The 13,267-nt window shown below is 70.1% G+C and carries 12 protein-coding genes; 3 read left to right on the forward strand and 9 right to left on the reverse strand.

Features of this window, described 5'->3' with window-relative positions; all coding sequences use genetic code 11:
• A partial coding sequence (gene ligD / locus AC6LKG_RS16120) for a DNA ligase D (protein ID WP_498165800.1) occupies positions 1–2,001 on the forward strand: 2,001 nt, incomplete at its 5' end.
• On the opposite strand, the gene AC6LKG_RS16125 is transcribed toward ligD, so the two are convergent.
• From AC6LKG_RS16125 to AC6LKG_RS16145, 5 genes are read right to left on the reverse strand one after another with little or no spacing between them, the layout of a single operon-like run.
• On the reverse strand, positions 1,916–2,575 hold the full coding sequence (locus AC6LKG_RS16125) for a hypothetical protein (protein WP_498165802.1): 660 nt from the start codon (positions 2,573–2,575) through the stop codon (positions 1,916–1,918). The two genes, ligD and AC6LKG_RS16125, sit on opposite strands and share 86 nt — an antisense overlap.
• Positions 2,572–3,387 (reverse strand): SDR family oxidoreductase, encoded by an 816-nt coding sequence (locus AC6LKG_RS16130; protein WP_498165804.1) that lies wholly within the window; start codon positions 3,385–3,387, stop codon positions 2,572–2,574. Before AC6LKG_RS16130 ends, AC6LKG_RS16125 begins: the two co-directional genes overlap by 4 nt.
• Entirely contained in the window at positions 3,384–4,052 is a 669-nt protein-coding gene (locus tag AC6LKG_RS16135) for an iron-containing redox enzyme family protein (RefSeq protein ID WP_498165805.1), read from the reverse strand. The genes AC6LKG_RS16130 and AC6LKG_RS16135 overlap by 4 nt, the downstream gene beginning before the upstream one ends.
• A gap of 6 nt (positions 4,053–4,058) precedes the next feature.
• Entirely contained in the window at positions 4,059–5,537 is a 1,479-nt protein-coding gene (locus AC6LKG_RS16140; protein ID WP_498165806.1) for an AMP-binding protein, read from the reverse strand.
• The gene (locus tag AC6LKG_RS16145) at positions 5,534–6,160 is read right to left on the reverse strand and encodes a thermostable hemolysin (protein ID WP_498165808.1); all 627 of its coding nucleotides are present in this window, start codon (positions 6,158–6,160) and stop codon (positions 5,534–5,536) included. The genes AC6LKG_RS16140 and AC6LKG_RS16145 overlap by 4 nt, the downstream gene beginning before the upstream one ends.
• Positions 6,161–6,288: 128 nt before the next feature.
• Here AC6LKG_RS16145 and AC6LKG_RS16150 point away from each other — a divergent pair, with 128 nt between their 5' ends.
• Together AC6LKG_RS16150 and AC6LKG_RS16155 are read left to right on the forward strand one after the other, a co-directional pair.
• The gene (locus AC6LKG_RS16150; protein WP_498165810.1) at positions 6,289–6,963 is read left to right on the forward strand and encodes a response regulator; all 675 of its coding nucleotides are present in this window, start codon (positions 6,289–6,291) and stop codon (positions 6,961–6,963) included.
• Positions 6,960–8,324 (forward strand): ATP-binding protein, encoded by a 1,365-nt coding sequence (locus AC6LKG_RS16155; protein WP_498165813.1) that lies wholly within the window; start codon positions 6,960–6,962, stop codon positions 8,322–8,324. Before AC6LKG_RS16150 ends, AC6LKG_RS16155 begins: the two co-directional genes overlap by 4 nt.
• Before the next feature lie 21 nt (positions 8,325–8,345).
• Here the strand turns inward: AC6LKG_RS16155 and AC6LKG_RS16160 are convergent, their stop codons facing one another.
• From AC6LKG_RS16160 to AC6LKG_RS16175, 4 genes are all read right to left on the reverse strand, one after another.
• On the reverse strand, positions 8,346–9,701 hold the full coding sequence (locus AC6LKG_RS16160) for an amino acid permease (protein WP_498165910.1): 1,356 nt from the start codon (positions 9,699–9,701) through the stop codon (positions 8,346–8,348).
• 319 nt (positions 9,702–10,020) lie between these two features.
• On the reverse strand, positions 10,021–11,376 hold the full coding sequence (locus AC6LKG_RS16165; RefSeq protein WP_498165816.1) for a four-carbon acid sugar kinase family protein: 1,356 nt from the start codon (positions 11,374–11,376) through the stop codon (positions 10,021–10,023).
• On the reverse strand, positions 11,373–12,650 hold the full coding sequence (locus tag AC6LKG_RS16170; RefSeq protein ID WP_498165818.1) for a ribulose-bisphosphate carboxylase large subunit family protein: 1,278 nt from the start codon (positions 12,648–12,650) through the stop codon (positions 11,373–11,375). The genes AC6LKG_RS16165 and AC6LKG_RS16170 overlap by 4 nt, the downstream gene beginning before the upstream one ends.
• Before the next feature lie 28 nt (positions 12,651–12,678).
• Entirely contained in the window at positions 12,679–13,218 is a 540-nt protein-coding gene (locus tag AC6LKG_RS16175; protein ID WP_498165821.1) for a VOC family protein, read from the reverse strand.
• Positions 13,219–13,267: the final 49 nt, after the last annotated feature.

The raw sequence follows: 13,267 nt of genomic DNA on the forward strand, positions 1-13,267 counted from the left end.
GGGCCGGCCGCCGACCCGCCGCCGGCCGGCCCATTGCCGGGCGCGGCGGCCGACCTGCCGCGGCAGCTCAAGCCGCAACTGGCCACGCTGGCCGAGGGCATCCCATCCCAGGGCGACGACGACTGGCTGTACGAGATGAAGTTCGATGGCTACCGGCTGCTTGCGCGGCTGGATCACGGCGAGGTGCGGCTGTACACGCGCAACGGCCATGACTGGGCGCCCAGGCTGCCGCACCTGGTGGCGGCCCTGCGGCGCGTGCCGCTGGAAACCGCGTGGCTGGACGGCGAGATCGTCATGCTGGCCGACAACGGCGCGCCCAGCTTCCAGGCGCTGCAGAACGCCTTCGATGGCGAACGCACCGACGCCATCCTGTTCTACGTGTTCGACCTGCCCTATGTGACCGGCCGCGATCTGCGCGGGGAGCCGCTGCGCGTGCGCCGCGCGGTGCTGGCGCGAGTGATGCAGGCCGCCGCGGGCGACCCGCTGCGCTTGAGCGACGCGTTCGACGCGGCGCCGGCGGACCTGGTGGCGTCGGCCTGCAAGATGGGGCTGGAAGGCATCGTCGCCAAGCGCCTGTCATCCCCTTATGTCTCGCGCCGCAGCGATAGCTGGCTCAAGCTCAAGTGCGCGCGGCGGCAGGAATTCGTCGTCGTCGGCTATACCGATCCCAAAGGCGCCCGGGCAGGGTTGGGCGCGCTGTTGCTGGCGTATCACGACGAGGCTGGCCGGCTGGTGTACGCCGGCAAGGTCGGCACCGGTTTCGACGACGCCGGACTGGTCGCGCTGCGGCGGCGGTTGCAGGCATTGCAGACGCGCCGGGCCAGCGTCAAGGCGGGGGGCGGCGGCCGCGGCACGCACTGGGTGCGGCCCGAACTGGTGGCGGAAGTGTCGTTCGGCGAATGGACGGAATCGGGTCATGTGCGCCATCCCGTTTTCCGTGGGTTGCGCACCGATAAACCGGCGCGGGCGATCACGCGGGAGGTGGCGATGGACGAGGATACGATGAGGGATGCCAAGGCCGCCAGCGCCGCCACGGCCGTCGGCAGGCTTACGCATCCGGACCGCGTCATCGATCCGTCTACCGGGCTGACCAAGCTGGATCTGGCCCGCTACTACGGGCTGGTGGCGCCGATGCTGCTGCGCCACCTGAAGGACCGCCCGGTATCGTTCCTGCGCGCGCCGGCAGGCATCGAGGGCGAGTTCTTCTTCCAGAAGCACCTGGAGGCGCAGATGCCGGGCGTGACCTCGCTGCCGCAGGCGCTGGACCCCGACCATCCTCCCCTGATGGCGGTGCCGACGCCGCGGGCGCTCATGTCGGCCGTGCAAATGAACGTGGTGGAGTTCCATACCTGGAACGCGACCAAGCGCGCCATCGGCAGGCCCGACCGCATGGTGTTCGACCTGGACCCGGGCGAGGAGGTGGCCTGGGACGCGGTGCAACGGGCCGCGCAATTGCTGCGCGTACTGCTCACCGAGATCGGTTTGCAGGGCTGGCTCAAGACCAGCGGCGGCAAGGGCCTGCATGTGGTGGTGCCGTTGCGGCGCCAATACGACTGGGACACGGTCAAGGCGTTCTCGCGGGCCATCGTGCAGCATCTGGCGCGCACGCTGCCGCAGGTGTTCGTGGCCAAGAGCGGGCCGAAGAACCGGGTCGGCCGGATTTTCGCCGACTACCTGCGCAACGGCTTCGGCGCCACCACGGTGGCGGCCTGGTCGGCGCGCGCACGGCCGGGGCTGGGCGTGTCGGTGCCGCTGGCCTGGGACGAACTGGGCGAGGTCCGGGCCAGCAACCAGTGGACCATCGCCAACATCCATGAGCGCCTGGATGTTGGCGACACACCGTGGGACGGTTACGCGCCGCAGGCGCTGGCGGCGGCGATGAAGGCGCTGGATTTCGCGCCGGCCGGCGCGGCGGCTAGTTCGCCTGGCGCAGCAACGCCTGGACCTCGGCGCGGCGGCCCTGGTCGGCCACCTCGCGGCCGGGGCGGGGCGGGGCCTTGAGCGCCTTTTGCAGGTAGGCGACGGCTTCCGCCTTGCGGTTGCGGTAGATCAGGTAGTCGGCGTAGAAGTAGTTCGGATCGATGCCGTCGGGGTTCAGCGCCAGCGCCTGTTGCAGCAACGCTTCGGCCTTCTTGTTGTCGCCGAAGCCCACCGGCCAGCCGGGCACCTTGTAGTACAGCACGCCCAGGCTGTTCAGCGCCGAGCCATCCAGCGCCTTGCGGTCGATCTTGATGGCCGTTTCGTATTCCGCCTTGGCCTGCTTGGCGATGCTGAGCGCGCCCAACCCGCCCTTGGCGCCGGCCCAGGAACTGAGCACGATGCCTTCCCAGATGTGCGGCTCGGCGCGGTCCGGGTAGCGCGCGGTGAGCGCCTGGGCCTGGTGCGACAGGCCTTCGAACCGCGCTTCGCGCTCGCGTTCCGGCGTCTGGTACTGGATCACGGCCCATTCCGATTGCAAGGCGCGTATGCCCTGGTCCAGTTCGGCCGGTTCGGCCCGGGCCAGGCCCGGCCCGGCCAGCGACAGGCAGGCAATGGCAGCGGCGGCGGCGCCGCGCAACAGATGACGTCGATTCATGAGGAAACTCCTGATTTGGGAAATACCGCGCCAAGCGCGCGCCGGTGCTTGGCAAAGACGCCGTCCAGCAGGCGCGGGCATAGGGTGTTGAGGCGTACGGCCAGCGCTTCGACCAGGCCGGCAAAGCGTTGCGGCGATTCGCCTTCGAGCATGCGCTGCACTGCCCGGGCCACCTTGTCGGGCGAGTCGCTGGGCGATCCCGTGGCCTGGTTGAAGGCGATGACCTCGGGCGAATTGAACGGCGTGTCGATGGCGCGCGGCGCGTAGTACTGCAGCTTGACGCCGCTTCCCGCCAGTTCGCGCCGCAGCGCCTCGGTGTAGACGCGCAGGGCCGCCTTGGAGGCGCCATACGCCGAAAATCCCGGCACGCCCAGGCTGCCGAGCACCGAGCCGATATTCAGCACCTGCGCGCTGGGCAGGGCGCGCAACTGCGGCAGCATCTCGCCGGTCAGCAGCATCGGCGCCAGCACGTTGGTGGCGAACAGTTGCTGCGCCTGTTCCGCCCGCAGGTCCTGCGCCGGCGCGAACGCCGCGAGCGCGGCGTTGTTGATGAGGACGTTGGCGCCGCGCGCCGCCGCGGCATCGACGATGGCGGCGCGGCCGCCGCTGGTGGTGACATCGACCACCAGCGCATCGACCGCGTTGCGGTCCGCGCCGCCGGCGTTGAGAGACTGCGCCAGCGCCAGCAGCGGCTCGGCGCTGCGGCCGATCAGCAGCACGCGGGCGCCCTGGGCGCGGAGCCGGCGCGCGATAGCGCTGCCCAGGCCGCCGGCCGCGCCGGTCAGGACGACGGAGGCTTCGCGGATATTCATGGGCGGGCTCCGTCGGCGGCGCGCGGCAGGCCCTGGAAAATGCCGCCATACAGGCCGTAGAACATGCGCGCGGCATGCACCACCGCGGCCTGGTCGGCGGCATCGTCCAGGTCATTGACCAGCTCGGCGAAATGCGCCGTGTGTTCCTGGTCCAGCGTGCCGTGCGAGCGCAGGTAGCTGAAGGCCGAGGCCGGCAGCGCCAGGCCCTGCTGGATGCGGTCGGCGGCATTGAGCGCGAGCGCGACGCTGGTGCCTTCGAGCACATGCACCATGCCGAAGAAGCCGATCGGATTGTTGCGGTTGATGGTGTCGTAGGCATAGGCCACCATGATCTCGGTGGCCGGGCCGGGGCCGGTCCGTTTCACCGTTTCAGCGTCCTGGCCCAGGGCCCGCAGGTCGTTCAGGATCCATTCGTCGTGGCCGGTCTCTTCCTCGATGTACTCCTCCAGCGCTTCGTCCAGCCAGCCCAGGCGCGCGGGAATGCGCGCGCGGCAACTGTGCATCAGCGGCACGGTGTGGCGGACGTGGTGGTAGGCCTCGCGCAGGAAAGCGATGTAGCCGGGCAGCGTGACCTCGCCGCGCAGGCATTCCTGGATGATGGGGGTCTGTATCAGGCGGTCGCGGTGTTGCCGCGTTTCGCTCAGCAGGGTGTCGTAGAAGGGCATGGCGGTTCAGGGTTGCAGAGGTTGTTCGGAGGGAGGAAACAGGTCGGCGTGTCGCTGCCGGATGGCGTCGCGGCGGGGCCGGCCGTTGGCCGTCGCCAGACCTGCGGCGGCGGAGAAATCGGCGCGGCCGCGAGTCCACGGGCCGATGCGCGCGTAGTCGGGCAGATGCTGGTTGGCGCGGGCGATGGCGCGCGCCAGGGCGGCGTCATCCTGGTCGCCTTGCGGCCAGACCACGGCGCCCAGCGCGGGCTGGCCGTCGCCCAGCACCACGGCGTGGCGGATCTCGGGCTGGCTGGTAAGCGCCACTTCCACCCATTCGGGCGACACGTTGCGTCCGAAGCCCGTGATCAGCACATTTTTCGCGCGGCCCTGAATGTGCAGGAAGCCGGCCGCGTCGATCCGGCCCAGATCGCCGGTCGGCCACCATTCGCGGCGCGCGGCGGGTTCACCCAGATAGCCCAGCGCCAGGCTGCCGGCGACTTCGATTTCGCCTCGCTCGCCGATGCGCATGCGCGCATGGGGCAGCGGTCGCCCGGCAGACCCGGGGAGGTCGGCGCCGGGCAGATTAAGGGTCTGCACCGAGGCCGCTTCCGATAGGCCGTAGCCTTCATAAGCGGGCAGGCCGGCGGCGCGCGCCTGGCCCAGCAGCGTCGTGCCGACCGCGGCGCCGCCAACCGCCACCAGGCGCAATCCGGCGGGAGCGGGGTGGCGGGTGGCATGCAGCCAGCCGGCGTAGGCGCGCAGCATCTGCGGCAACACGATGACGCTGTCGGCGCGCGCGTCCGTGAGCGCGGCGTGCAGGGCCGCGGGATCGAATTGCGAGGAGCCGGACAGCCCGACCTGGGCGAGCGGGCGCACGTCGACCGTGGCGCCGTGCAGCAGCGGCGCGTAGACGCCGGCGATGTTCTCCAGCAGCACCGGCAGGGGCAGCGCGACGAGGTGGCGCGCGATGCCGAGGGGAGCGGTGGCCTGCGCCAGGCCGGCGGCCACCGCCAGCATGGCGGCGCCGCCCAGGCAGACGCCCTTGGGCAGGCCGGTGGAGCCCGAGGTGAAGGTGATCTTGTCGGTGCCCGGCGGCAACTGCGCCGGCCGTGCCTGGCGCCGCAGCAGGGTCAGTTCGCCCGCGACCGCGCTGGGGCTGAAGCCGAAGCCGGCCAGGCGGCCGGCATCGCCGGCGGCGCAGGCCAAGGCTTGCGCGCCGCTGGCGCGCAGGGTCGCGGCGATCTGCTCGGGGGTGAAGAACAGGGGCAGCGGCAGATGCACCGCGCCGCTGGCCAGGCAAGCCAGGTCGAGCACGATCCAGTCGGCGCCATTGTCCAGCAGCGAGGCCACGATGCCCGCGCCGCTGCGCGATAGCTGCTCGCCGCAATCGCGCACGCGATCGATCAGGGCCGCATAGGTCAGCGTGTCCGCCGGCGAGCGCAGGGCCAGGTGCTGGGCGCGGGCCGGATCGCGCAGCGCGGCGAAGAAGGCATTGACACTCATGCTTCGCGCTCCGGGATGCGGGCCAGGATGGCGTCGAGGCGGCCGGCGAACACTTTGGGCTCGTGCTCGTAGTAGGTGCCCCAGTCCTTGCGGTCGGCCGCGCTCAGGCCGCGGGCGCTGGCGCTGGCCAGCGGCTGGTGCGCCAGGCCCATGCGCGAGAACAGGTGATGCAGTTCCTGCGTCAGCGTGCCTACTGCCCATTCGAAGCCGCCGCGGTGCAAGTGATGCGCCAGCAGCGGCACCAGCAGGCGGCCGGCGCCGGGCCGGACGGCGGCGAACTGGCCGGTTTCGACGATATGCGTGCGCGCCACCGGCAGGCCGCGCTCGCCCAGGTAATGCTCGATCGGCGCGGCCAGGTAGCGCTCCAGGAACAGCGGCTCGCTTGCATCGCGGTAGCCCGCCGCGGCCAGGATTTCTTCGCCGACGCGCAGGCTTACCAGACTGGGCATCCAGTGCTTGATCTGCGCGCCGAAGCGCTGCCGGTAACGCTCGTGGATATAGGCTTCGACCCGCGCGCGGGCAGGATCGCCTTCGGGATGGATGTGCAGGACCGGCCGTTCGGCGCGGACCGTCGTGTGCGGGGCCATGGCGGCCAGGAAGGAGGAGGATTTGAGCTGCGGCATGAAAGATTCCGGTCGGCGCATCGTCGAGTTCCTTTAACGATGGCCCGCAGCGTAGAGGCCGGACCTTAATCGCAAATTAAGCGTGTGGCGGTGGTAATCTGGCTGCTATCGGACTGCTGGGGGATCAAATGCGTATCCTTATCGTCGAGGACGACCCGCTTATCGGCGATGGCATCAAGAAAGGCCTACGCCTTTTGGGCTACGCCGTCGACTGGTTCGGCAGCGCTAGCGAGGCCGACCAGGCGCTGCGGGTGGTGCAGTACGACGCGGTGGTGCTGGACCTGGGCCTGCCGGGCGAAGACGGCGTCGCCCTGTTGCAGCGCTGGCGCCGGGCGGGGCACGACCTGCCGGTGCTCATCCTGACCGCCCGCGACGCCGTCGACAGCCGCATCGCCGGCCTGGATGCCGGCGCCGACGATTACCTGATCAAACCCATCACCCTGGACGAACTGGCCGCCCGCCTGCGCGCGGTCACGCGGCGGGTGGCCGGCAAGCCGGAACCCGTGTGGCGCCATGGCGACCTGGAATACCAGCCCTCGGCCCACGAGGCGCGCTGGAAAGGCCAGCCGGTCGACCTGACTTTTCGCGAGGCGCAATTGCTGGAACTGTTCCTGTCGCATCCGAACCGGGTGCTGACGCGCGATTTCCTGCGCGACAAGCTGTATGACTGGGACACCGACAACGAAGGCAGCAACACCCTGGAGGTGCACGTGCATCACCTGCGGCGCAAGATCCATCCCAAGATCGTGCGGACCCTGCGTGGCTCGGGCTATGCGCTGGGGCAGCCGGATGCCGAATCATGACCCTGCAGCGCCGCCTGGTCATCGCGGTGCTGCTGGCCGTGCCGCTGGGCTGGCTGCTGACCATCGCCGGCACCTACTGGCGGGCGCAGCACGAGATCAACGAACTGTACGATACCGACATGCTGCGGCTGGCGGAGCAGACGCTGGCCGTGGCCTCGCTGCTGCCGCCATCGGTGTCGTCGGTCGCGCCGTTGTTGACGCAGGCGCCCGACTCCGGCGACGCCAGCCACGGCGACCTGTCGGTGGCCATCTGGCGAGGCGCGGGCGAGCCGCTGGTGATGGACGCGGAGGCGCGCCAGTTTCCCCGCGGCGACGGTGTGCAGGGGTTTGCCGACAGCCTGGTCAATGGCCACCGCTGGCGGCTCTATTACCTGAGCGACGCCACGGGCGCGACGCGGGTCGCGGTGGGCCAGCGCGTGGGCGAACGCGAGGATCTGGTCGTGGCCTATCTGATGAGCCAGCTCGCGCCCTGGCTGGTTGGGCTGCCGGTGCTGATCCTCGTGCTGGTGGCGGCGGTGCGGCGGGCGATCCGGCCCGTGCGGGCCTTGTCCCGCGCCCTGGAGCTGCGCCGGCCCGACGATGGCACGCCCTTGCCGGAGGACGCGCCGGGTGAGCTCAAGCCGCTGGTGGCCGCCATGAACGGCCTGCTGGCGCGCGCCGGCCGCCTGATCGAACAGGAACGGCGCCTGACCGCGGATGCGGCCCATGAGTTGCGCACGCCATTGGCAGCGCTGCGCGTGCAATGGGAGGTGGCGCAGCGCGCGCAGGACCCGGCGCTGCGCGCCGAGGCGCAGGCGCGCGTGACGCGCGGGCTGGATCGCATGGACCGGCTGGTGACGCAGTTGCTGACCATGGCGCGCCTGGACAGTGTCGGTGAAATCGCCTTCGCTGCCGAAGTGGATTGGCGCGCCGTGGCGGAACAGGCGATCGGCGATTGTCTCTTGATCGCCAACCGGCGCGACGTCGATATCGAGGTGGATTGGCCTGCCGCCGACCAGGTGGCGCTGCCGGTGGCCGGCGATGCCGAGGCGCTGGCCATCCTGTTGAAGAATCTGCTCGACAACGCCATCCGCTACGGGCCCCGCCATGCCCGCGTCCGCATCCGCTTCGAGCCGACCCGCATCCTGGTCGATGACGAGGGCGCGGGCCTGGCGCCGGAGGTCCTGGCGCGCCTGGGCGACCGCTTCCTGCGGGCGGCGGGCAACGAGGAGTCGGGCAGCGGCCTGGGCGTGTCGATCTCGCAGCGGATCGCGCGCAATCACGGCCTTGCCCTGCGTTATGAAATGCGAGCGCCGCAGGCGGGGCGGCCGGGCGGCTTGCGCGCGGTGCTGTCGCGGGCCACGGGCCGCGCCGGCGGGTGAGCGGCGCCCTGGCGGCGGGTTTCAGTCGGCGCCGGCGGTCGCCGGTGCGGCGCCGGGCCGCCCGCGCGTGCCGATGCCGAACGCCTGCGCGCCAATGCCCATGGTGACGATGACGGCGGCGAGGGCCGAGGTGTAGAGCACTTCGTTGCGATAGGTGCCTTCGACCACCATGGTGACCAGCGCGGCGATGATGCAGACGATCACCGCATACGTGAGCCAGGGGAACAGCCACATCTTGAATTGCAGCGTGACGCCGCGCGCCTGCAGGCGCTGGCGCATGCGCAATTGCGAGCATGCGATCGCCAGGTATACGAACAGCGCGATGGTGCCCGTGGCCTGCATCAGCACGTCATAGACATCCATTTTCGAGGTTGCCATCATCCAGACTGCGGCAAAGGCGAACAGGCTGGAGATGAGGACGCCGACATAGGGCGTGCCGGTCTTGCGCCCGGTGATCCGCATGACGCGGTGGGCATCGCCGCGGCTGGCCAGCGAATACAGCATGCGCGAGGCGGTGTACAGCGCCGAGTTGAAGCAACTGCACACCGAAGTCAGCACGATGAAATTGACGATCAATTGCGCATGCGGAATGCCGAGCGCCTCGAGCGCGACGTTGTAGGTGCCGTGGGTCGGTTGCGTCAACCCGGGCGCGTTGTACGGCACCAGGCACACCACGATGAAGATCGAGCCGACGTAGAACAGGCAGATGCGCCACACCACCGAGCGCGTGGTCTTGATGATCTCGCGACCCGGATCGGCCGATTCGGCGGCGGCGACGGTGACGATCTCGGCGCCGATGAAGGCGAACATCACGCCCAGCAGCGCCACCACCACGGACTTGGGGCCATTGGGCATGAAGCCCTGGCTGGTCAGTTGGCTCCAGCCGCTGGCGCCGCCCCATGGCCACAGGTGCGCGAGCGCCAGGCTGCCCATCACCAGGAAAAGGATGATGGCCACCACCTTGATGAGCGCGAACCAGAATTCGAATTCGCCGTAATTGCGTACGTTCAGGAAGTTGACGATCAGCAGCGATACCGTTACGAGCAGCGCGTAGCCCCAGGCCGGCAGCATTGGAAACCAGCCGTGCAGGATCTGCCCGGCGACGTAGGCTTCCCAACCCATCAGCAGGGCCCAGAAGTACCAGTAGAGCCAGCCGATGGTGAAGCCGGCCCAGCGTCCGATGGCGCGGTCGGCGTAGGTCGAGAACGAACCGGTGTCCGGTTGCGCCACCGCCATCTCGCCCAGCATGCGCATGGCCAGGATGACCAGGATGCCGCCGCCGATATAGGCCAGGATCACGGCGGGGCCGGCCAGCGCGATCTGTTTGCCGGAACCCACGAACAACGCCGCGCCGATCACGCCGGCGATGGACATCATCGTGAGATGGCGGGACTTGAGATCGCCCTTGAGTTCGGTATTGGGTGTGTTCGCCAACTGTCTGCTCCTCTCCAGGGGCGCGGGGCCATGGCCTGGCCGCCATCGGAGTGGAAAGGTGGCCTGGCCCCTGCCGGTGATTATGTTAGGTCTTGAAAGGTCGAGCATACGCGCGCCGGCGCCGCCCGTGTCAGGTGTGCCATTTACTGTTGCAAGCCCGGTGCTTTCCGCAGGGAAGGCCTGCACAGCTAGCGCGCCGACCGCCAGTGGGGCTGCGTTGCCGTCCAGGCGTGGGCATAGCGTGTAGACCTGGTCCGCCAGTTCATGCGGCAGCACCAGGCCCGCGCGGTGTCCCCGCCACCAGGTCGTCGAACAGCGTATCCGCGCCCATCTGCCCGCCCTTGAGCATCAGCTGCAGGCCGTCGGTCAGCGGGTCGTCGCTGCGCGCGACGCTGATCGTGACGCCGGGGGCGAGCGTGCTGTGAAAGGCCAGCGCCCACGACTCCAGCGCCAACGCCGCATGGCTGGAGGTGTCGCCGCCGGCGATGCCCAGGCGTGTCAGGCGCCGGCCTGCCGCCGCGCTGGCGCGCACGATGCCGGCCACCAATTGGCCGGTGGCGCGGGCGGTGGCGCCGGTGTGGCCGGGCGACAAGGGCTGGGGTGGGACGTCGGTATGTACCAGCACATGCTGTCCCTGCGCCAGCGCGTGGGCGGCGTCCTGGACCCGGGCGCGGGCATAGGCCGGGTCGCCCAGCAGCCGCGCCACCTGCAACGGCTGGCGCGTATAGCGCCGGCTGGCGGCAATCTGCCGGGCCGTGACCGGCGACAGGCTGCCGGCCACCAACAGCACCGGCCCATCGGCGGGCGGCAGGGTGGGGGCCTGCGCCACCGGCTCGCGGCCCGCGGCCCGCGCCAGGGCCTGCTGCACACTGCTCGGACCCACCACCAGCAACGGCAGCGTGGCAGCGGCGCGCCACAGCAGGCGGCCGATCAGCGGCAGTTGGTCATCGTCCACCAGGTCCAGCAACAACGGCCCGTCGGTCGTGTCGAGGACATGGTCGATCCATCGATCGGCCGCGCGCAGGTCGGCCGGGCCGCGCAGCGGCGGATAGGCGATGTGGGGCAAGGAGGCGATGCCTGGCAGCCCCTGGGGCGCCAGATGGCGCCGCAGGTCGGCTTCCTGCATGGGGGTGACGGGATGCGCGCGCATCACCGGATGGCGGTCGATGCGGTGGATCTCGGGCCCGCCGCCGGCGCGCGCATACAGGTTGGCGAAACTGCAATAGCGGCCGATGCCGGGCTGTCCGCCGACGATCGGGACCAGCGGATTGAGCAGGTGGCGGCGCAATTCTCCGACCGCCGCGCCGATGCTGCCGATATGCGGCGCGCTGTCGAAGGTCGAGCAGCATTTGTAGTGCACGATGCGGGTGCCGGTGGCGGCCAGGAAGCGGCCGGCCTTGCGCAGTTCGGGCACCATCTCGTCCGGCGCCATGGCGCGCGCCGCGCCGGCGATGCCGATGGCATCCAGCGGGCCGGCGCGCTGGAGCTGCCGCGCCGATGGCACGCCCAGGAACAGCAGGCTGCGCCAGCCGGCCAGCGCCACGTGCGCCAGCGTATCGGTGGCGCCGGTGAAGTCATCGCCGTACCAGGTGACACGCGGGGCGGGGTCGTCGGTCATGCGCGCGATCCGAAATGGTCCAGCGCGCGCCGCAGCTCGGGCGCCTCGGCGGCGAATAGGGCCAGGTCCTGGCCGGCGCGCACAGCCTGCCAGGCCTGGCGGATGCTGCGCACGCCCGCGGCCGGACCATCCGGATGCGCCAGGATGCCGCCGCCCGACATGAACAGCAGATCGTCCGTGCGCAGCGCGGCCCAGGTGGCGGGCACGGTGCCGGCCCACTGGCCGGACGAGAACGCCGGCATCACCGGGTCATCGATGCCGGGCGTGAGGGCGGCCAGGCAGTCGCGCGCGCTTTCGACCACTTCTTCGTCCGCCTGCGAGAACTTGCCCTGCAACCCATGCACGTGCATGTGGTCGACGCCGGCCAGCCGCCACAGCGTCTGGTAGGCCTGGAAGCCGATGCCCAGCAGCGGATGGCGCGACAGCGCGCCGTAGCCGTTGCGATGGCCATGCAGCGCCAGCGGCGTGTGGCGGCGCAGGGTCTGGATGGCGGAATAGCCGCACCAGTTCAGACTGGCCATCACGCAACCGCCCTGTTCGCGTTCGATCAGGTCGGCATGGCGCCGCATGGCGTCGGTTTCGTCGGTGATGTTGAAGGCCACCATCACCTGGCGGCCGGTGCGCTCGCGGTGCGCCCGCACCACCGCCATGACGGCGGCCACGCGCTGCGCCAGCGGCGCATGCGCGGGGTTCGCGCAGACCTCGTCGTCCTTGATGAAATCGACACCGGCCGCGCACAGTTGCGCCACCAGGTGAGCGGTCTGCTCGGGCGACAGGCCGACGTTGGGCTTGATGATGGTGCCCACCAGCGGACCGTGCGTCACGCCGGTCAGGCTGCGCGTGCCGGCGATACCCACGCGCGGCATCTCGAACTGGGCGCGGTAGTCGGACGGCAAGGCCAGTTGTTCCAGCCGCAGGCCGGTCACTTCGCCCAGATCGTAGAGGTTGCCGCCGACGGTGGCGGCCAGCGTCGGCAGGTTGGGGCCGATGTTGGCCACCGGAAAGGCGATGCGCACGCGCGCGCGGCGCAGCATGGCGGGCATGCCGCCTGGCTGGCGCGCGAGCCAGGCGTTGGGCAGGCTGGCATGGCCGGTCGGTTCGAGTTCCTGCACCGATTCGACCTGGGCGCGGGCGCGCGCCCGCAATTCATCGGTTTCGCCCACGACCCGGGTGAAGGTGCCGCAGGATTGTTCGCCCGCCATGACCTCGGCGACGCGCGCCGGTTCCAGCGGGGTTTCGATCAGGTAGGTGGCGCGGATGACTTGGGTGTTCATGGCGGTGGTGCAAAGCCCGGATGCGGTGTCAAAGCTGTTTCAGGTCGGGGAACGGGCGCACGGGGTCGCGACCGTCCCAGTCGCGCGCGCTGTCGCGGATCAGGTCAAACAGGCGGCCCTTGGGGCCGGCCACTTCGGACAGCTCGATCACTGTGCCCGGGTGGTACTCGGTGTCGAAGTAGATGAAGCGGCCTTTGTCGCCGACTTCGCCCTGCATCTTGGGCACGAAACCCTGCGCCAGCAGGCGCGCCAGGTCGGCATCGTAGTCATCGGTCCAGTAGGCCACGTGCTGCAGGCCGCTGCGGCCGGCCTGCTGGAAGTCGCGGTACATCGACGGCACATCGTTGCGGGTCTGGATCAGCTCGACCTGGACGAAGCCTGAGTTGGCCAGCGCCACCGAGTTGTGCGGCTCATAGGGCGCGCCATCGTAGCGGTAGTTCTCGATCGGCACCTTGGGGTTGTAGAACCAGGGGCCCACGCCCAGCGTGCGGCTCCAGTAGTCCATGGCGGCCTCGATGTCGGGCACCACATAACCGAGTTGGCGGATTTCGCCCAGGAAACGACTCATGATGGATTCTTGTAGGGGAAGTGGCGGGATGCGCGGCCCGGCGCGGGCC

This window comes from Achromobacter sp. 46006 (assembly GCF_059761975.1).